Source organism: Enterococcus sp. AZ050, from assembly GCF_051715085.1.
In the GTDB taxonomy this organism is placed as follows: domain Bacteria; phylum Bacillota; class Bacilli; order Lactobacillales; family Enterococcaceae; genus Enterococcus; species Enterococcus faecalis.
The window spans coordinates 2,042,501-2,060,950 of the sequence record NZ_JBIOTC010000001.1 but is presented as its reverse complement, the minus strand read 5'-3'; the positions used below and the strand labels follow the sequence as shown (position 1 = coordinate 2,060,950).

Genomic DNA, 18,450 nt, shown 5'->3' with positions numbered 1-18,450 from the left:
TATAAATTTAAAAAGGAATAAGCCATTGTGACTTATTCCTTTTCTTAGGGAAACTAACGTATCCAAAATTGATTGATTCTTATCGTCCCACAATAAACGTCAATTCACATTCGCAGACCTTTTTATCTTCCACGTAAGCAGTCGCTTTGCCGATGCCGACAAAGTCACGTAATTTGACGATTTCAAAATGTAATTTCAAGACATCACCAGGGACCACTTTTTGACGGAATTTGGCTTTGTTGATACCGCCAATATAGGCTGTTTCACCTTCAAATTGATCCATTTTTAAGATTAAAATCGAACCTACTTGTGCCAATGCTTCAATAATCAAAACGCCTGGCATTGTTGGATTTCCAGGGAAATGTCCTTGGAAAAATTCTTCGTTAATTGTCACATTTTTTGTTGCAATAATCTTTTCATTTGGAATAATTTCATCCACATAATCAATATAACAAATCGGATAGCGATTAGGAATCATTTCCATAATTTCTGTTGCAGTCATTACTTTTTTCATACTAGTTTTCCTCCCATTTCTTCAAGCAAATTACACCATTATGGCCACCAAAGCCAAACGAATTACTAATTGTATAGTCCGCTGTAATGTCACGTGCACCTTCTGTGACATAATCTAAATCACAATCTGGATCAGCTACTTGGTAGCCTACTGTCGGATGAGCTTTTCCTTCTTGCAATGTTTGCACACAAGCGATCGCTTCGATACCGCCAGCCGCGCCCAATAAATGTCCAGTCATACTCTTTGTACTTGAAATTGGAATTTGCGATGCTCGCTCACCAAAGACACGCTTGATGGCCGTTGTTTCCGCAGCATCATTCGCTGGGGTTGACGTACCATGAGCATTGATATACCCAATTTGTTCCGGTGTAATCCCTGCTTCTGCAATCGCCATTTCCATCGCAGCCGCCGCGCCACTACCGTCTTTTAAAGGAGCGGTCATGTGGCTAGCATCACAGTTGCTGCCATATCCAACAATTTCGCCGTAGATAGTTGCGCCACGTTTCTGTGCATGCTCGAGTTCTTCTAAAACCAGCATTCCTGCGCCTTCACCCATCACAAAACCTTTTCGTTCTTTATCAAAAGGAATCGAAGCCCGAGTCGCATCTTCTGTTGTATTTAAAGCATTCAATGCTGCAAAGCCTGCAATCCCAATTTCACATACTGTAGCTTCTGTCCCCCCAGTTACCATCATGTCAGCTAAACCATATTTAATCGTGCGAAAAGCTTCACCAATCGCATTCGTCGCAGAAGCACAAGCAGTCACGATAGTTTGAGAAGGTCCTTTTGCACCTAGACGAATCGAAATATTTCCCGCTGCCATATTAGCAATTACCATAGGCACGAAAAATGGTGTTACGCGTTTTGCGCCTTTTTTATCCATTACCCGTACTTGGTCTTGTAAGGTAGTCATCCCGCCGATTCCACTACCGACAATCACACCTAAACGAGTCGGGTCAATCGTTGCTTCTGTTAAACCACTCATTTCCCACGCTTCTAAAGCAGCCACCAAGCCATATTGAGAAAATAAGTCCATTCTTTTTTGCTCTTTGCGTTCTAAAACAGCACTTGGGTCAAACTCTTTCACTTCGCCAGCCAAAGCTACCCCAGTATCTTCAGAATCAAATTTAGTAATTTTGCCAATTCCTAGCTTGCCATCCACTAGATTATGCCAAAATTCTTTTACGGTATTGCCTAATGGTGTTACGGCTCCCATGCCGGTTATGACCACTCTTTTCATACTGTACCTCCGAGTTTATTTTGATTATCAAACTATTATTTCATGCGGTTTCCAGCACTTTTTCTTAAAAAATAAGAAAAATAGTTTGACTTTCAAAGTATTTTGGTTAATAATTCAGACATCAGGAAAAATGTCTGTTTTTTTCAAGATTAGAAAATTGAGAAGATTTTGTTATCATTCTCACACAGATAATACCAGTTGAAATTTTATTCGTCAACTCAATAAATGTAACTTTTACATTTTGATGAAGAAAAGCCTATTCTATCAACAAAAATTTTTTATTAAAGGAGATTTTATATGTTTTTACAAAATAAGAATGTCGTCGTAATGGGTGTTGCCAACAAAAAAAGTATTGCTTGGGGCTGTGCAAAAGCATTAAAAGATCAAGGGGCCAATGTTATTTATACGTATCAAAACGAACGCATGAAAAAGCAAGTGGTTAAATTAGCAGATGAAAATGATTTGTTGGTGGAGTGCGATGTTGCTTCTGATGCGTCCATTCAAGCAGCCTTTGAAACAATTAAAAATGAAGTGGGCACGATCGATGGACTAGTCCATGCGATTGCTTTTGCCAAAAAAGAAGAATTGTCTGGAAACGTTAGTGACATCACTCGTGATGGTTTCCTATTAGCACAAGATATTAGTAGCTACTCTCTTTTAGCAGTCACTCATTATGCGAAACCTTTGTTAAATCCTGGTTCAGGAATTGTCACATTGACGTATTTAGGTTCCGAACGTGCGATTCCTAACTACAATATGATGGGGATTGCTAAAGCATCTTTAGAAACTGCCGTGAAATATTTAGCTTTTGAATTAGCTGCAGATAAAATTCGTGTCAACGGAATCTCCGCAGGAGCGATTAAAACATTGGCTGTGACTGGTGTAAAAGACTACGATCAATTGATTAGTATTTCTAATGAGCGGACACCAGATAAAACAGGCGTAACCATTGAAGAAGTCGGAAACACTTGTGCCTTTTTAGTCAGTGAACTAGCTAATGGTGTGGTCGGTGACATCATTTATGTCGATAAAGGCGTTCACTTAACTTAATCATTTTTTGTCTTTATTTTCTATTTATACATTAAAAAACAGAGATTGGACAATCTCTTTCACTCATTGATTGTTCAATTTCTGTTCTATTTTTTACTTTATTCTATAATAAAATCGACAGTTTCAATTTCAAAAACAGTTGTTAGGATTTGATTAACTTGTTCAAAAAGTTTTGGTAAATCTTCCAGTTTATTTTTAGATTGGATTTTTTCAGAACCGTTATCGTAGCTTAAATGATTGTACGCTTCTTTAAAGGTTACTGCTGTGTCTTCTTTTCGATAAAGGATATATTCGTCATCTAGCATATCCATTTGTAGCTCCTGTTTAAATCCATTTCTGGCAACAACAGCAGAAACTAGATGAGCAACAGTCAAGCCATCTAACGGAATGTCCACTCCATTCATTGCTAATGTGTAGACGGTATCTTCCACTAAACCACAGGCGTTGCAACCACCACTGGTTAAATCTACTGTACTTGTTATAATTGCCTCTTGCATCGTTTCTTCCCCCATATTGTTTTTTAAAGTTATTCTTTCATTTGTTATTTACGAACGTAATTCACATCATAATCGTCAACTTCAATATAGATATAGATTTTTTTATCAGGCATTTTACTGCGAATGTCTCGTTCAATCGCATTCACAACATCAGGTGCATCTTCTTCCATTGGTTCTACCACATCAATTTTTGCCGCTACTAAAATTTCAGTTGGGCCTAAATGAACGGTCTTTACATCAATTAGTTTTTCAACATCCGCCCGATCAAATGCGGTTTTAATTTTTGCTAAATCTGTAGCGGTCACACTTTCGCCTATAATCAAACTATAAAATTCTTTCGCTAAGAAAATGGCTGCACACATTAATAGTAAACCAATCAGTAAACCACTGATAGCATCAAATGCAGCAATCCCAGTTACCATCGTTAAAAGGGTCCCCACCAAAGCTAAACACAAACCAATAACCGCACAAAAGTCTTCCGTAAAAATAATTAAAATTTCACTGTGACGACTTTCTCGCAAAAATTTTAAGAGCGATAACTTCTCTGTATTCAATTCTTTGATTTCTTTCATCGCTACACGCAAAGAGCTACCTTCCACAAGCAAACCAAAAATTAAAATACCAATGACAATAGCCACATTTTCTACTTCATGAGAGGGATGCAGTAACTTCTGAATAGCCTCCATTACGCCTAACGCGCCCCCACCAAAAAAGAGCATCGTTGCAACAATTGTACTAAAAAAGTATTTTGCACGGCCTTCTCCAAATTGATGTAACGCACTTTGTCCACGAGAAGCGCGCTTATTCCCAAAAAGTAATAACACCTGATTACTACAGTCCACGACACTGTGGATACTTTCATTCATCATAGCGGTACTACCACTTAAAGCAAAACCAACAAATTTACTAATCGCTACTAAAATATTCGCAATCAGTGCGGCAATAACTGCAAACATGCCACTCGATTTTTTTGTCTCCATAATTACCTCCTATATGTAACGTAAAACTAAGATAAACCACCCGTTTATTCATCCATCATTTTACCACTTCTGAGGTATTTGTAAAAAAGAGTTCTCTTAAAATTCAAAAAGAAATGTACTGACTGTTTTAGTTGACCCTCATTTATCGGTGTCCATCCCACTCTTGATAAAATTCCTCCAGATAAAGTTCCATAAATTGATGACGCTTTTCCGCCAATAAGCGACCATAATTTGTATTCATTTGTTCCTTTAACTTTAAAAGTTTCTCATAAAAATGCATAATAGCAGTATCTTCCCCATTCCGGTATTCTTCTTGGGTTAACTGTTCACGAGGTTGTTTGTGAGGATCGTGAATTAAACGGCCTTTATTTCCCGAATAAGCCATCACCCGTGCAATTCCAATTGCGCCGATGGCATCTAGTCGATCCGCATCCTGGACCACTTTTCCTTCTAATGTAGTGACTGTTTTCCCAGTATTTCCTCCTTTAAAGGACATATTAGCAATAATGGAAAGGATGTGATTCGTTTGCTCTGTTGATACGTTATTTGCTTCCAACCATTGTTGCACCTTTAGCAAGCCAGCCTCTTCACTTTCGTTAAATTTTTCATCGCCAATATCATGTAACAATGCTGTTAATATACATAAAAATAAATTTGCTTGTTCTTTCTCTGCAATTGTTTTTGCTAATTGTGTCACTCGATAAATATGCCACCAGTCATGGCCACTTGCTTCGTTGGCTAATTCTTGTTGAACATAACGCTCTGCTGCTTGAATAATTGTTTTTTCTTCAAAACTAAGAGATTCATTTTCAAACATCCTAACACTCCTTTATTCTGGATTTAAAATTTCCACCTGGATAATCCCGCTAGCTTTCAGAAACATATTGGTGACAATCGGACCTACAAAAGAAAATCCTCTTTTTTTTAAGTCTTTTGCTACGTTATCTGACAAAAGCTGTGTGCGCGGGACTTGGTATGCTTCTTCATAAATAGATAAAACGGGGACGTTTTTTACAAATTGCCATAGATAATTGGCAAAACTGCCAAATTCTTCTTGTACTTTTAAAATTGCTTGCGCATTTTTAATGGTTGCTTCAATTTTGCGCCGATTGCGAATCATATCTGGATCAGCTACTATTTGATCGACTTCGTCAGGCAACAGCGCGGCAACTTTTTCCGGCTTCATTTGGCAAAAATTTTTCATGAATGCTACTTTTTTCCCTGCTGCTGCTTTCCAACTTAAACCAACTTGAAAAACACCCACCGTCAACAATAAAAACAGCAAATCATCCTCTCTTGTAGGTTTTCCCCATTGTTCTGTATACCATTGATAGTTGTTCATCGCCGCCTCCTTTTAAGACTGTTCAAATGTTAATAATGCTTGTTTCATTGCTAAACCACCACGGTAACCGGTTAATTGTCCCTTGCTGCCGATGACTCGATGGCAAGGAATGACCATTAATAAAGGATTTTTCCCAATCGCTGTGCCAACTGCTCGAACCGCACGTGGACGCCCAATTTTTTCTGAAATTTCTTGATAAGTCATTGTCTCACCATAAGGGATTTCTTGCAACGCCTGCCAAACTTCTTTTTGAAAGGGCGTTCCTTCGATGTCTATGGGACAAGCAAACGTTGTCGAATGTTGGTTAAGATAACTTATTAATGCTTCTTTATAAGGCGCAGTTTTCTTTTCAGAAGCTTCTAATTGTGCTTGAGGGTACCAGTTTTTCAGCTCTTCTATCGATTGATTGGCTGAACCTACAAAAGCTAGTCCAGCGTCTGTCACACCAAGATAATAGTGATCTTTCTGCCATTCTTGTTGCGCATAATAAATCTTTTTTGCCATATTTCTACACTTCTTTCTCGTGTTTTCTTATCTTCATTATAATTCTTTTGGCTTTCAAAATCTTGCGCTCCTATCACTTTTTACTTGTTTTTATTAGGGATTCTTTTACAATGAAGAAAATGGGAGGTGTGCTTACAATGAAAACAACGTATCGACTTACTCAGAAACGTTGGGAAGCCATTCAAAATAATAATACGCAATTTGATGGTGATTTTTTTTATGGTGTGACCACAACTAAAATTTTTTGTCGTCCTTCGTGCCCTTCCCGTGTGCCCAACAAGAACCACGTTCTGATTTTCAAAACGGCTCAGGAAGCTTTAACACTTGGTTTTCGTCCATGTAAAAGATGTCAACCAACCGGGCAAGTCGTTCCTAATGAGGAATGGGTTGCTCAAATTAAGCAATTTATTGATCGGCATTCAGCGGAACCATTAAGTTTAGACTATTTAGCGCAAGCCTGCCACGGTAGTCCCTTTCATTTGCAGCGAACCTTTAAGGAGCAAACGAAACAAACCCCGTCAGCTTATTTAACAAGTGTCCGAATTAGGCACGCCCAAGAATTGCTTCTCCATTCACCCCTTACGATTCAACAAATCGCGAAAAAAGTTGGCTTCCAAACCGCAGCATATTTTGCCACCACTTTTAAAAAAGAAACAGGCGTAACCCCCTCTGTTTATCGCAGTAAAAATGAGCCGAAAAAATAACATTTCGGCTCATCGGATTATTTATTGGGGCGTGATTGTAGCCATGCTACAATCAATTGACTGATTTCTGTTTGCTGTTGCTCATTAGAAATTGTCGCTTTGTTGTCTCCTTTTTGGACACCGTAATTACCAAACCCTGCATGATTCCCACCTTCGATAGATACATACTGCGTATCTTTTGGCAAAAACTGTTTGGCTTTTTGATAGCTAGTCCAATTTAAAACACCATCGTTTGTGGCTGTTATTGACAGAACCGGCAGATTTTGCTTGTTTAGTGCACCTTTTTCGTCAGGATAGCTGGCTAAATAAATCATGCCTTTGATTCGTTGCTCATTTTCCGCTACAAAACGACTAGCCATCACACCACCCAGAGAATGCCCAGCCAAAACGAAGTTTTGTTGTGGATGATCCTTTATAATTTGTTCTGCAGCATTTGGTGCAAGAACCGCTAAATTCAAAGGAAAATGAACAATATAGACATCATAACCTTTCGTAGCAACTTCTTGCGCCCATTCACTATAACTAGCGGGCGCAACCAATGCACCTGGATAAAAAATCAGTGCTGTATCATTTTTTTGCCCGTTTGTGTAATAATCATAATTTTTTTCTTGCGTGGCACTTTGACTTATTTTTAAGGCCGAATCGGTTGCTTGATACGTACTATTTTTAATAAAAATAGTCAAACCGATGACTAATACCGCTAAAAAAAGCCCGATTCCTAGGACAATTTTTTTCCAACGTGATTTTGTTCTATTTTTCATCTCATTTCCTCCCAATGAAAAAATTCTTCTTTCTGATTCTACCTTTAATAAAAAAAGAACACAACAATAGGAGTTGGTGAAGCAATACTTCTGTTGCTTCACCAACTCCTAAATAGACTGTTTCTCTAATCCAGGGATTATTTTGTCTCTTTTTCGCCTGCTTCTAAGTAGCTGATAATAACCGTTTCAAATCATCATTTATTTTTCCTACACTTCCCTTATTAAAATAACAATGAAGCTGAAAGCAGAAATATCAACACCGAACAGATCAATAAAGCCCTGTTATTTGATAAAGTATAGTCTAAATAGATATACTCGCCAATGAAAAATACTATCAGAGCTAACGAAGCCCTCAATAAACCAACATTTTCAAAAATATATTCTTTGAAAATGAAGGAAAGGACTCCTAAAATAAGGAATGATAGTAACATTGACTTAACAATAAACCATTGCTTCCTCGCCATTCTAACACTTCTCTCTAATGAATTAATTATATCGCTTCACTTGAAACCATCAATACACTTTCTTAAACTTTTTCATTAATATATAAATTATTTTTCAACAAACAGTCTTACTTTCATAAATTTGTCTGTTGTAAAAAATAGTAGCATACACTATTTTAAATAGACATAGCTATTATTCTATTTTATAGGAACACATTACTAATATAAGCAAGCATAGTAACAGCCTTATACAATTTAGATAATAAATAACAACCTATTTCATTAACTAAAACAACAATAGTCATAAAAAGGACTGGTTTTTAACAGATACATGTCACAATGTTTTCATGCTATTTATTTAATAGTTGATTCACTAATTAAAAAAATAATTTCTAATTTTTACTTAATATAAATGTAAAAATACCCCATCAGAACATGCTTTTATTCAGTTAGTATAAAAACGGTCCAAAATCTAGTCAGCATAGTTATGCGATAAATCATTTTTGAGCTCGAACCACTTCTATTTAAAAATGTGATGAGGTAAGCCTTCACTTTTAATAAAAAAACAATAGGAGTTGGTGGAGCAACCCTTTTCTTGCTCCACCAACTCCTAAATAAACTGTTTCTCGACGCCTTAGATTATTTTGATTCTTTTTTGCCTGCTTCTAAGTAGCTGACATCATTGACTTTATCCAAAGTATACTCGCCATTTTTGTAATGAATCGTTGTAACACTAGCATTCTTCAAACCGCCTTCTGGGACTTTAAAATCATCAAATAAAGTTGCTAACAACGCTGAAATACTCAAGCCATGAGAGACCACTAAAACATTGCCATTTCCGGGATTGGCTGATTCTGTGGCAACAATTTTATCTAAGCCTTTTTTCAAACGTTTGGTAATTGTAGCATAGTCTTCTGCAGGCCAGTTATTCTTGCTTTCCTCGCGCTGTTGATCCAGTTTAGCTACACTGTTGGCAAAGGATTCAGGGGTCATGTTTTTCATAAATTCTTCTAAGGAAACACCTTGATCATCAGCAATATCCTGCCACATTGTCTTGTTTAAATCCCCTTCATAGCTACCAAAATTAAATTCACGTAAATCTGGGGCACGCACGACTTCAAGGTCTTTGCCTGCTTTATTTTGATCTAAAATAAGTTGAGCAGTTTGCAAGGCGCGGCCACTATCACTACTATATGCATTTTGAAAGGCAACATCTTTCAGGCCAATCCCAGTTGCGGTCACAACTTTTTCACCTTCTGGTGTTAAGACCGCATCTGACCATCCTTGTACGCGGTCCGTCGTATTTAACATGGTTTTTCCGTGGCGCACAATGTAAAGAGTTAGTTCTTCAGGTTTTGTCTCTTTTTCTTTTGTTGTTGCTTGCTGATTTTTACCACAACCAACCATTACTAAAATGGCCAGAAAAAGCATCCCCACAATCGTCAATCGTTTTTTCATTTTTTATTTCCCCTCATTTTCTACTCAGTTGTTAAGTTTTCACCATTACTAGCGATAACTTGTTTGTACCAATTAAATGATTTTTTCTTAGTTCGTTTCAAGGTTCCCTGACCTTCGTCATCCATGTCTACATAGATAAAACCGTAACGTTTTTTCATTTCGCCAGTCCCTGCTGAAACTAAGTCAATACAACCCCATGGCGTATAACCAATTAAGTTAACCCCGTCTTCTTCTATTGCGGTTCTCATGGCTTCAATATGTTGTTTAAAATAATCAATGCGGTAATCGTCGACAATCGAGCCATCCTCTTGCAATGTGTCTACCGCGCCAAACCCGTTTTCAACCACAAACAATGGCATATTGTAACGATCTGACAACTGACACAATGAAATTCTTAACCCTAAAGGATCGACAGCCCAGCCCCATTCAGATTCTTGCAAATAAGGATTTTTAACCGCAGGCATTTGGTTGCCTCCGACATATTTTACTTCTTCGGGATAAGCAGTCGAAACAGTCGACATATAATAACTAAACCCGATATAATCAACTGTTCCTTTTTGAATAATCGCTAAATCCTCTGACTCCATTTGAATTGTCATTCCTTCACGCTCAAATTCTTTGAGCTTATGCGCTGGATAATAGCCCTTAGCCTGGACATCCATATAAAATTCTTGCTCTCGGTTAAATTGAACAGCTGCCATCACGTCCTCAGGTTTGCAGGACAAAGGATAACTTGGAATATAAGCCACCATCATACCAATTTGGAAATCTGGATTGATGGAATGTCCTAATTCAACGGCTTTCGCACTTGCTACAAATAGATGATGCGCTGCTTGATATTTACTTTGTTTATCATTATTGTGAATCCCAATTTGCGTCCAACTTCTTAAAAAATTAATTTCATTAAAAGTCATCCAATACTTCACTTTATCCTGGTAACGTGTAAAAATGGTTTCGCAAAAGAAAACAAAGAAATCAATCACTTCACGATTTTTCCAACCATCATATTCATCGGCCAAATACATCGGAATATCAAAATGGTTAATCGTCACAACAGGCTCAATTCCATGGCGCAGCAAAGCATCAAAAACTTTATCATAAAAGGCTAAGCCTTCTTCATTAATCTCTTTTGTTCCATTTGGGCAAATCCGGCTCCAGGCGATAGACAGCCGAAAACATTTGAAACCCATTTCTGCAAATAAGGCGATATCTTCTTCGTAATGATGGTAAAAGTCCGTCGCTACATGACTAGGGTAGTATAACTCTTCATCGATATAGCCAATCGCTCCTTCGGGTAATGCTTGATCGCGCGTACACGAAGCTTTTTGGCCCTCTTTAGTTAAATACGTAATCCGTCGCGGTTCTGTTTGACTACCACCAGTAATTGCATCTAATGTACTCAGACCTTTGCCTCCTGAAAGGTAGCCACCTTCATATTGGTTAGCAGCTGTTGCACCGCCCCATAAAAAATTTTCTGGAAATCCCATAAAACCCCTCTTTCCCTCTGTTTTTAGGCATCACAAAGAAACCATCAAGGGAATTGACGTTAGCAGAAGAGTCCTTGTTTTTTCTGCCAACGTCAAACGCCCTTTAATAGTTGCTAATTTTATTAATTACTTAAATCTTCACCATTTGTTGCGATTACTTTTTTGTACCAATCAAACGATTTCTTCTTGCTTCGTTTTAACGTACCATTTCCTTCGTTATCGCGATCCACATAGATAAAGCCATAGCGTTTTTTCATTTCACCTGTTCCAGCTGATACTAAATCAATACAGCCCCAAGTCGTATAGCCTAACAAGTCGACACCATCTTGTTCAACAGCATCTTTCATCGCTTGAATATGCGCCGCCAAATAATCGATACGATAATCATCGACTACATCACCATTTTCGTCTGGTGTGTCTACCGCTCCTAAGCCATTTTCAACAATGAATAGTGGTTTTTGATAACGATCATATAAATCATTCATCGTAATTCTCAAACCAAGTGGATCAATTTGCCAACCCCATTCACTGGCTTTTAAATAAGGATTTTTCACAGAGGCAAAGATGTTACCAGCTGTTTGCTCATTAATTTCTGGATCTGTTGATGTGACACGAGAAGAATAATAAGAGAACGAAATGAAGTCCACCGTATGTTCTTTTAAAAGTTCTTCGTCGCCTTCTTCCATTTCAATTTGAATACCTTTACGGGCCATTTCTTTTAAAGCATACGCAGGGTATTCCCCACGTGATTGGACATCAATAAAGAAATAATTTTCACGATCTGCTTGTCGAGCAGCGAAAACATCTTCTGGTTTACAAGTATAAGCGTAGTTGGAACCAGCCGCTAACATACAACCTACTTGGTTTTCAGGATCTACCTCATGAGCAATTTTTGTCGCAATTGCACTTGCTAGTAGTTCATGATGGGCCGCTTGGTATTTCACTTGTTCTTTGTTTTCGCCTTCTTCAAAGTATAGACCTGCTCCCATAAATGGTGCATGTAAAATCATATTAATTTCGTTAAATGTTAACCAATATTTGACTAATCCTTTATATCGGTTGAAAATTACACGGCAAAGATTTTCATAGAAACCTACTAACTTACGACTACGCCAAGCGCCATATTCTTCCACTAAGTGCATTGGGCAGTCAAAGTGTGTAATCGTTACTAGTGGCTCAATCCCATATTTATGACATTCTTTGAATAAGTCTTCATAGAACTTCAAGCCTTCTTCATTCGGCTCTGTTTCATCTCCCATTGGAAAAATTCGACTCCAAGCAATGGATAAACGGTATGTTTTAAAACCCATTTCACCAAATAAGGCGATATCTTCTTTATAGCGATGATACATATCAATTGCCTCTTGTGCAGGATAGAAATGTTCTTCATCAAAGTTAAACATTTTCTTTTCACCAGTGATTACTGGAAAACGATCTGGACCCGTTGGCGCTAAATCGACGTTTGCCAAACCGCGTCCGCCTTCGTTATAGCCACCTTCACATTGATTGGCTGCTGTTGCGCCACCCCATAAAAAGTCTTTTCTAAATGCCATAAATTCTCTTCCTCCACATCTTTTTATATTAAAGCGGTCAGCAAATCATCACTTGTTGAAACTTCATTACTGCCGACTTCCAAAATATCTAAATAATCCGCTGTATTCGTCACAACGATTGGAATTTGTGTACTAAACCCAGCTTTTTTAATTCCTTCTAAATCAAAGGTTACTAATGTTTGACCTTTTTTCACGCGGTCACCTTGTTTTACAAAAGCTTCAAAGCCTTCGCCTTCTAATTGAACTGTATCAATCCCAATATGAATCAATAATTCTGTGCCGTTATCTGAAATCAAACCTAATGCATGTTTTGTTGGGAATAGTGTGACAATCGTTCCATCAAAGGGTGCAACCACTTTGCCTTCCGTTGGTTCAATCACGACCCCATTTCCTAATGCTCCATTTGCAAAAGCAGGATCCTCTGCATTTTTTAAAGATAACACTCGTCCTTTGACTGGACTTGTAATATTTTCTTTTTTAATCGTTGTTTTATCAATAATCACTTCTTCTTCCTCAACTGTATTGTCTTTCCAGAAGAAGAATGTTAGACCAAAACCAACGACCGCTGCAATGGCAATTGCAATAAAGGACTGGATCATCCCACTTGCATCATCACCATTGATAAAGTTTAGCACACCGAAAATTCCTAAACCACCCATTGTATAAGCTGTCACATTGTTGATCATCAAATATAAACCACCGACAGCGCCACCAATCATTGAATAAATAAATGGCCATTTTTTTGGTAAAGTGATTCCATAAATTGCTGGCTCTGTTACACCAAAAATACCAGAGATAATTGCTGGCGGACACAAAGCTTTTAACTTTTTATCTTTCAATTTGAAGAACATCGCTAAAACAACCGCTGTTTGCGCAAAACTAGCTGCAAATGATCCCGTTAATACTTGGCTTGAACCTTCTTGTGTCACTTGCATAATGGCTAATGGCACAACGCTCCAATGTAAACCAAAAATAACTAAGACTTGCCAGAAGAAGCCAAGAATCAAACCATACAAAGCTGGTGAGAAACTCATTAATGCTGTAAAGCCAGCGCTTAATAAATCTGTTAGCATGCTAACGATTGGCCCAATTACTAAGAAACCAATTGGTAAGGCAATCAACAAGACGAAAAACGGTACTAAGAACGTTTGAACAACTTCTGGAATAATCCGTTTAAACACTTTTTGAACTTGTGCCGCAAAAGCAATAATGAAGATGATTGGTACGACACTACTTGTATAGTTCGCACCGACCCAAGGAATCCCCATAAATGTATTATAGGCAGGTAAGCCGAATAAATTATACGGTGCTGCGGCTCCGGCTCCCGCTGTTGTTTCAAAGGCCGTTTGTAATGCACTTCCTTGAATCGTTGGGTAACATAAAGCTGCGCCAATCACGATCCCTACCATCGGATGCAACCGGAATTTTTTAGCTGCTGTATAACCTAAAATAACTGGCATAAAGTAGAAAATTGCATCGCCAATCCCATTTAACATGGTATAAGTCCCTGACGTAGCCGTATAGAGCTTTAAGAAAACCAATAAGGCATTTAACCCTTTGACCATCCCAGCCGCTGCTAACGCCCCTAAAAAGGGTTGGAAACAACCACTTAAAATATCTATTAAGCGATCAAATAAATTCCCACTGGAAGCTTCTTCTTCACGTTCTCCTGACAAGCCTGCAATACTAACTACTTCTTCGTAAACGGCTGGAACATGGTTCCCAATAACGACTTGGTATTGTCCACCGCTTTTCATAACAGTTACCACACCGTCCATATTTTTTAAGACATCATCATTCGCTTGACTCTCATCTTTTAATTTGAAGCGAAGACGTGTGATACAATGTGTCAAACTATTAATATTCTCTTGCCCACCGACATTTTTTACAATTTTTTCTGCTAGTTCATGATATTTTCCCATCTTTTTTTCCTCCAAAAATTTATTTTCATTTGAAGGTTTAGCCAACTGAATGTCACTATCCAAAGTGGTGCGTTTATTGTTCCGTTGTTTGTACAATTCGTGCAATGTGAATCGTTAGGTACAAGCGTTCTTCATTTGAAACTTGATAGTCATAGTTCTCATTTAAATACAAGCTGATCTTTTCCACGCAACGATAGGCGTTGAGATATTTCTTTTTAATTACCGCATACAGTTCTTCATCATCATTTTCGACAACTTCACGTTGGTGTAATAAGCGATAACAGAAAAATTTTAAATGTGTGCTAAATCGATAAAAGTAGACAGAGTCTTCATCAAAACTTACCTTAAAATAGTATTTGACGATATTTGTAATCTCTTGCATCAACTTTGTCAATTCGTAAATATTACCGACTTCTTCCTCCATCTCCGCATTTACCAAGTGCAATGCGATAAAACCTGCCTCATCCGTTGACAATTCCATTCCTACGCGCTTTTGTACCATTTTTAAAGCATTTACTCCTACTTCGTACTCTTCAGGAAAAAAACGTTTAATATCCCATAATAATAAATTCTTAATTGCAATTCCTTGTTTTTTTCTTTCTAAAGCTGTGTACAAATGATCCGTCAGAGAAATATAAATGGTATCATTCAAACTCTTTTTCAACGTTGATTTTGCATAAACAATAATGTCATCCGAGAGTTTCATCATCTCTAAAGGAATATTTCCTAACAATTCTTGAAACTTAAGTGATGTTTCTTGATTGGCTAAATAAAAAACTTGATCGATGCTTTCATCAGGAACCCAATCACCAATGCGTTTCTTAAAAGCAATTCCTTTGCCCATAACAATTTGCTCTCGTTTATCATCATCTAATGTAATAACCACATTATTGTTCAAAATTTTGTGAATAATCAATGCCCCACCTCCTTTGTGTTTCGTTGAAAAAAGAAAAACCCAATTTCTTCAAAAAGAACGACACATCTGTCGCTTCATGAAAAAATTAGGTTTAGCTTGTCTTTAAACAATCACTATCCATCTATTTACTTATCCCTACATCCAAAGAATAACATATTTACAACAAATGTCAACGCTTTCAACGACATTTTTTTGTAATAAAAATAAAAAAAGCATACAAACAATGTTTGTATGCTTCACTATGACCCGTACGGGACTCGAACCCGTGTTACCGCCGTGAAAGGGCGGTGTCTTAACCGCTTGACCAACGGGCCATTAAAAAGAAAAAACGGAGAAGGAGGGATTTGAACCCTCGCGCCGGTTTCCCGACCTACACCCTTAGCAGGGGCGCCTCTTCAGCCACTTGAGTACTTCCCCAAGAAATAAATGGGCCTAAATGGACTCGAACCATCGACCTCACGCTTATCAGGCGTGCGCTCTAACCAGCTGAGCTATAGGCCCCAAATAAGAAAAAAGCGGGTGACGAGAATCGAACTCGCGACAACAGCTTGGAAGGCTGTGGTTTTACCACTAAACTACACCCGCAAATTTTTCTTGGATGGCGCGGGACAGAATCGAACTGCCGACACATGGAGCTTCAATCCATTGCTCTACCAACTGAGCTACCGAGCCAAAAACGGTCTGGACGGGACTCGAACCCGCGACCTCCTGCGTGACAGGCAGGCATTCTAACCAGCTGAACTACCAAACCAATTCGTTTTTGCTTTATGCAAATGTATGCTTTAAAAAATAAAAGCAATTGCGGGGGCAGGATTTGAACCTACGACCTTCGGGTTATGAGCCCGACGAGCTACCTGACTGCTCCACCCCGCGATAATTAGACTAAGGAAACTTAATTCCTAAGAAAGGAGGATAAGGGATTCGAACCCTTGCACGGTTTTACCCGCCTGACGGTTTTCAAGACCGTTCCCTTCAGCCGGACTTGGGTAATCCTCCGTAACAAAACTATGACCCGTACGGGACTCGAACCCGTGTTACCGCCGTGAAAGGGCGGTGTCTTAACCGCTTGACCAACGGGCCATTTTATAAAATTATGGGCCTAAATGGACTCGAACCATCGACCTCACGCTTATCAGGCGTGCGCTCTAACCAGCTGAGCTATAGGCCCAAAAAGAAAAGCGGGTGACGAGAATCGAACTCGCGACAACAGCTTGGAAGGCTGTGGTTTTACCACTAAACTACACCCGCATGGCGGTCTGGACGGGACTCGAACCCGCGACCTCCTGCGTGACAGGCAGGCATTCTAACCAGCTGAACTACCAAACCATACTTTTCTTTTTATGTGCTTTTGAAATCAAAAGCAATTGCGGGGGCAGGATTTGAACCTACGACCTTCGGGTTATGAGCCCGACGAGCTACCTGACTGCTCCACCCCGCGATAATTAGACCAAGGAAATTTAATTCCTAAGAAAGGAGGATAAGGGATTCGAACCCTTGCACGGTTTTACCCGCCTGACGGTTTTCAAGACCGTTCCCTTCAGCCGGACTTGGGTAATCCTCCATGATAAAAATAAAACTATAAACAACGTCACAATGGACCTTGTAGGACTCGAACCTACGACCGGACGGTTATGAGCCGTCTGCTCTAACCAACTGAGCTAAAGGTCCAGGCTCTTCCAAATGTATAATCGCGGCGGAGGGGATCGAACCCCCGACCTCCCGGGTATGAACCGGACGCTCTAGCCAGCTGAGCTACACCGCGAAACTCTTATATTAAAATAAGAATGGAGCCTAGCGGGATCGAACCGCTGACCTCCTGCGTGCAAAGCAGGCGCTCTCCCAGCTGAGCTAAGGCCCCATGAAAATTATTATCGGGAAGACAGGATTCGAACCTGCGACCCCTTGGTCCCAAACCAAGTGCTCTACCAAGCTGAGCTACTTCCCGTATATAACTAATGCACCCAAAGGGAGTCGAACCCCTAACCTTTTGATTCGTAGTCAAACACTCTATCCAGTTGAGCTATGGGTGCTAAATATAAAACAATGCCGAGGACCGGAATCGAACCGGTACGGTGATCACTCACCGCAGGATTTTAAGTCCTGTGCGTCTGCCAGTTCCGCCACCCCGGCGTAATGAATTGGCTAAGCGGAAAACGGGGTTCGAACCCGCGACCCCCACCTTGGCAAGGTGGTGCTCTACCACTGAGCTATTTCCGCAAAATGGTGCCGGCTAAAGGACTTGAACCCTCGACCCTCTGATTACAAATCAGATGCTCTACCAACTGAGCTAAGCCGGCTAAATATGCGGGTGAAGGGACTTGAACCCCCACGCCTTGCGGCGCTAGATCCTAAATCTAGTGCGTCTGCCAATTCCGCCACACCCGCAAATGAAATATGAATATGAGCCGTACAGGGCTCGAACCTGTGACCCTCTGATTAAAAGTCAGATGCTCTACCAACTGAGCTAACGGCTCAAAAAATGGAGGTTAACGGGATCGAACCGCTGACCCCCTGCTTGTAAGGCAGGTGCTCTCCCAGCTGAGCTAAACCTCCAAAAACAACAATTCGCGTGGCGACGTCCTACTCTCACAAAGGGAAACCCTTCACTACAATCGGCGCTAAGAAGCTTAACTTCTGTGTTCGGCATGGGAACAGGTGTATCCTTCTCGCTATCGCCACCACACTGGGTGTTGTTTCTTATTGAGTTGAATCTTCATTCACTCAAAACTGGATTGAAGTTTGAATCAAAATAACCAAGTTGCTTTTACTTATCCATTCTTTGGTTAAGTCCTCGACCGATTAGTATTGGTCCGCTCCAACTATCACTAGCCTTCCACTTCCAACCTATCTACCTGATCATCTCTCAGGGGTCTTACTTTCTTAAAGAAATGGGAAATCTCATCTTGAGGTGGGCTTCACACTTAGATGCTTTCAGCGTTTATCCCTTCCCTACATAGCTACCCAGCAATGCCCTTGGCAGAACAACTGGTACACCAGCGGTAAGTCCATCCCGGTCCTCTCGTACTAAGGACAGCTCCTCTCAAATTTCCAACGCCCGCGACGGATAGGGACCGAACTG

The 18,450-nt window shown here is 39.5% G+C and carries 15 protein-coding genes, 25 tRNA genes and 2 rRNA genes (1 of these 42 running past the window's edge); 2 read left to right on the top strand and 40 right to left on the bottom strand.

Annotation, left to right across the window (positions count from 1 at the left end; translation table 11 throughout):
- Nucleotides 1–79: 79 nt before the first annotated feature.
- Nucleotides 80–514 carry a 3-hydroxyacyl-ACP dehydratase FabZ gene (fabZ, locus tag IGJ04_RS10095; RefSeq protein ID WP_002355197.1) on the bottom strand — a complete coding sequence of 145 codons (435 nt, stop codon included), beginning with the start codon at nucleotides 512–514 and terminating at the stop codon, nucleotides 80–82.
- Between the two features lies 1 nt (nucleotide 515).
- Nucleotides 516–1,754, bottom strand: coding sequence for a beta-ketoacyl-ACP synthase II (fabF, locus tag IGJ04_RS10090; protein ID WP_002358339.1), 1,239 nt, complete (start codon nucleotides 1,752–1,754; stop codon nucleotides 516–518).
- A gap of 297 nt (nucleotides 1,755–2,051) precedes the next feature.
- Between fabF and fabI the strand changes: the two genes are divergently transcribed.
- Nucleotides 2,052–2,804, top strand: a complete 753-nt coding sequence (fabI, locus tag IGJ04_RS10085; protein ID WP_438840174.1) for an enoyl-ACP reductase FabI — start codon at nucleotides 2,052–2,054, stop codon at nucleotides 2,802–2,804.
- A 98-nt stretch (nucleotides 2,805–2,902) separates the two neighbouring features.
- Here the strand turns inward: fabI and IGJ04_RS10080 are convergent, their stop codons facing one another.
- The 5 genes from IGJ04_RS10080 to IGJ04_RS10060 form a co-directional block, all read right to left on the bottom strand.
- Complete coding sequence (locus IGJ04_RS10080) at nucleotides 2,903–3,316, bottom strand: DUF4809 family protein (RefSeq protein WP_438840173.1); 414 nt, start codon at nucleotides 3,314–3,316, stop codon at nucleotides 2,903–2,905.
- 29 nt (nucleotides 3,317–3,345) lie between these two features.
- Nucleotides 3,346–4,281: a cation diffusion facilitator family transporter gene (locus IGJ04_RS10075; RefSeq protein WP_002355191.1), complete on the bottom strand. Its 936-nt coding sequence runs from the start codon at nucleotides 4,279–4,281 to the stop codon at nucleotides 3,346–3,348.
- A gap of 142 nt (nucleotides 4,282–4,423) precedes the next feature.
- On the bottom strand, nucleotides 4,424–5,098 hold the full coding sequence (locus IGJ04_RS10070) for an HD domain-containing protein (protein ID WP_016618195.1): 675 nt from the start codon (nucleotides 5,096–5,098) through the stop codon (nucleotides 4,424–4,426).
- Between the two features lie 12 nt (nucleotides 5,099–5,110).
- Entirely contained in the window at nucleotides 5,111–5,623 is a 513-nt protein-coding gene (locus IGJ04_RS10065) for a DNA-3-methyladenine glycosylase I (protein ID WP_002408650.1), read from the bottom strand.
- Nucleotides 5,624–5,635: 12 nt separating this feature from the next.
- Complete coding sequence (locus tag IGJ04_RS10060; RefSeq protein WP_010713611.1) at nucleotides 5,636–6,127, bottom strand: methylated-DNA--[protein]-cysteine S-methyltransferase; 492 nt, start codon at nucleotides 6,125–6,127, stop codon at nucleotides 5,636–5,638.
- A gap of 110 nt (nucleotides 6,128–6,237) precedes the next feature.
- Between IGJ04_RS10060 and IGJ04_RS10055 the strand changes: the two genes are divergently transcribed.
- Nucleotides 6,238–6,831 (top strand): bifunctional transcriptional activator/DNA repair enzyme AdaA, encoded by a 594-nt coding sequence (locus IGJ04_RS10055; RefSeq protein ID WP_016618196.1) that lies wholly within the window; start codon nucleotides 6,238–6,240, stop codon nucleotides 6,829–6,831.
- 17 nt (nucleotides 6,832–6,848) lie between these two features.
- Here the strand turns inward: IGJ04_RS10055 and IGJ04_RS10050 are convergent, their stop codons facing one another.
- The 33 genes from IGJ04_RS10050 to IGJ04_RS09890 all read right to left on the bottom strand — a co-directional run.
- Nucleotides 6,849–7,592, bottom strand: a complete 744-nt coding sequence (locus tag IGJ04_RS10050) for an alpha/beta hydrolase (RefSeq protein ID WP_192189302.1) — start codon at nucleotides 7,590–7,592, stop codon at nucleotides 6,849–6,851.
- Between the two features lie 1,082 nt (nucleotides 7,593–8,674).
- Nucleotides 8,675–9,493, bottom strand: coding sequence for a histidine phosphatase family protein (locus IGJ04_RS10045; protein ID WP_438840172.1), 819 nt, complete (start codon nucleotides 9,491–9,493; stop codon nucleotides 8,675–8,677).
- Nucleotides 9,494–9,513: 20 nt separating this feature from the next.
- Nucleotides 9,514–10,980: a glycoside hydrolase family 1 protein gene (locus IGJ04_RS10040; RefSeq protein ID WP_071646527.1), complete on the bottom strand. Its 1,467-nt coding sequence runs from the start codon at nucleotides 10,978–10,980 to the stop codon at nucleotides 9,514–9,516.
- Between the two features lie 122 nt (nucleotides 10,981–11,102).
- Entirely contained in the window at nucleotides 11,103–12,533 is a 1,431-nt protein-coding gene (locus IGJ04_RS10035; protein WP_002375743.1) for a 6-phospho-beta-glucosidase, read from the bottom strand.
- A 23-nt stretch (nucleotides 12,534–12,556) separates the two neighbouring features.
- Nucleotides 12,557–14,455 carry a beta-glucoside-specific PTS transporter subunit IIABC gene (locus tag IGJ04_RS10030; protein ID WP_002358327.1) on the bottom strand — a complete coding sequence of 633 codons (1,899 nt, stop codon included), beginning with the start codon at nucleotides 14,453–14,455 and terminating at the stop codon, nucleotides 12,557–12,559.
- Between the two features lie 73 nt (nucleotides 14,456–14,528).
- On the bottom strand, nucleotides 14,529–15,371 hold the full coding sequence (licT, locus tag IGJ04_RS10025) for a BglG family transcription antiterminator LicT (RefSeq protein ID WP_002355181.1): 843 nt from the start codon (nucleotides 15,369–15,371) through the stop codon (nucleotides 14,529–14,531).
- 242 nt (nucleotides 15,372–15,613) lie between these two features.
- Nucleotides 15,614–15,685 (bottom strand) — tRNA-Glu (locus tag IGJ04_RS10020).
- 15 nt (nucleotides 15,686–15,700) lie between these two features.
- Nucleotides 15,701–15,788, bottom strand: a tRNA-Ser gene (locus tag IGJ04_RS10015).
- Between the two features lie 10 nt (nucleotides 15,789–15,798).
- A tRNA-Ile gene (locus IGJ04_RS10010) sits at nucleotides 15,799–15,872 on the bottom strand.
- A gap of 13 nt (nucleotides 15,873–15,885) precedes the next feature.
- Nucleotides 15,886–15,956: transfer RNA gene (locus tag IGJ04_RS10005), tRNA-Gly, on the bottom strand.
- 14 nt (nucleotides 15,957–15,970) lie between these two features.
- Nucleotides 15,971–16,043 (bottom strand) — tRNA-Phe (locus IGJ04_RS10000).
- A 5-nt stretch (nucleotides 16,044–16,048) separates the two neighbouring features.
- Nucleotides 16,049–16,122: transfer RNA gene (locus IGJ04_RS09995), tRNA-Asp, on the bottom strand.
- A 48-nt stretch (nucleotides 16,123–16,170) separates the two neighbouring features.
- Nucleotides 16,171–16,244 (bottom strand) — tRNA-Met (locus IGJ04_RS09990).
- 33 nt (nucleotides 16,245–16,277) lie between these two features.
- Nucleotides 16,278–16,367: transfer RNA gene (locus IGJ04_RS09985), tRNA-Ser, on the bottom strand.
- A gap of 12 nt (nucleotides 16,368–16,379) precedes the next feature.
- Nucleotides 16,380–16,451, bottom strand: a tRNA-Glu gene (locus tag IGJ04_RS09980).
- Between the two features lie 14 nt (nucleotides 16,452–16,465).
- A tRNA-Ile gene (locus IGJ04_RS09975) sits at nucleotides 16,466–16,539 on the bottom strand.
- A gap of 9 nt (nucleotides 16,540–16,548) precedes the next feature.
- A tRNA-Gly gene (locus IGJ04_RS09970) sits at nucleotides 16,549–16,619 on the bottom strand.
- Between the two features lies 1 nt (nucleotide 16,620).
- Nucleotides 16,621–16,697: transfer RNA gene (locus tag IGJ04_RS09965), tRNA-Asp, on the bottom strand.
- Between the two features lie 38 nt (nucleotides 16,698–16,735).
- A tRNA-Met gene (locus IGJ04_RS09960) sits at nucleotides 16,736–16,809 on the bottom strand.
- Between the two features lie 33 nt (nucleotides 16,810–16,842).
- A tRNA-Ser gene (locus IGJ04_RS09955) sits at nucleotides 16,843–16,932 on the bottom strand.
- A 33-nt stretch (nucleotides 16,933–16,965) separates the two neighbouring features.
- Nucleotides 16,966–17,039: transfer RNA gene (locus tag IGJ04_RS09950), tRNA-Ile, on the bottom strand.
- A gap of 20 nt (nucleotides 17,040–17,059) precedes the next feature.
- A tRNA-Met gene (locus tag IGJ04_RS09945) sits at nucleotides 17,060–17,133 on the bottom strand.
- A gap of 23 nt (nucleotides 17,134–17,156) precedes the next feature.
- A tRNA-Ala gene (locus tag IGJ04_RS09940) sits at nucleotides 17,157–17,229 on the bottom strand.
- Nucleotides 17,230–17,242: 13 nt separating this feature from the next.
- A tRNA-Pro gene (locus IGJ04_RS09935) sits at nucleotides 17,243–17,316 on the bottom strand.
- An 11-nt stretch (nucleotides 17,317–17,327) separates the two neighbouring features.
- A tRNA-Arg gene (locus IGJ04_RS09930) sits at nucleotides 17,328–17,401 on the bottom strand.
- A gap of 14 nt (nucleotides 17,402–17,415) precedes the next feature.
- Nucleotides 17,416–17,501: transfer RNA gene (locus IGJ04_RS09925), tRNA-Leu, on the bottom strand.
- Between the two features lie 15 nt (nucleotides 17,502–17,516).
- Nucleotides 17,517–17,588, bottom strand: a tRNA-Gly gene (locus IGJ04_RS09920).
- Nucleotides 17,589–17,592: 4 nt separating this feature from the next.
- Nucleotides 17,593–17,668, bottom strand: a tRNA-Thr gene (locus tag IGJ04_RS09915).
- Between the two features lie 6 nt (nucleotides 17,669–17,674).
- A tRNA-Leu gene (locus tag IGJ04_RS09910) sits at nucleotides 17,675–17,756 on the bottom strand.
- A gap of 16 nt (nucleotides 17,757–17,772) precedes the next feature.
- Nucleotides 17,773–17,845, bottom strand: a tRNA-Lys gene (locus tag IGJ04_RS09905).
- Nucleotides 17,846–17,851: 6 nt separating this feature from the next.
- Nucleotides 17,852–17,924: transfer RNA gene (locus tag IGJ04_RS09900), tRNA-Val, on the bottom strand.
- 14 nt (nucleotides 17,925–17,938) lie between these two features.
- Nucleotides 17,939–18,054, bottom strand: a 5S ribosomal RNA gene (rrf, locus tag IGJ04_RS09895).
- A gap of 96 nt (nucleotides 18,055–18,150) precedes the next feature.
- Nucleotides 18,151–18,450 (bottom strand): 23S ribosomal RNA (locus tag IGJ04_RS09890) (it continues 2,613 nt past the right edge of the window).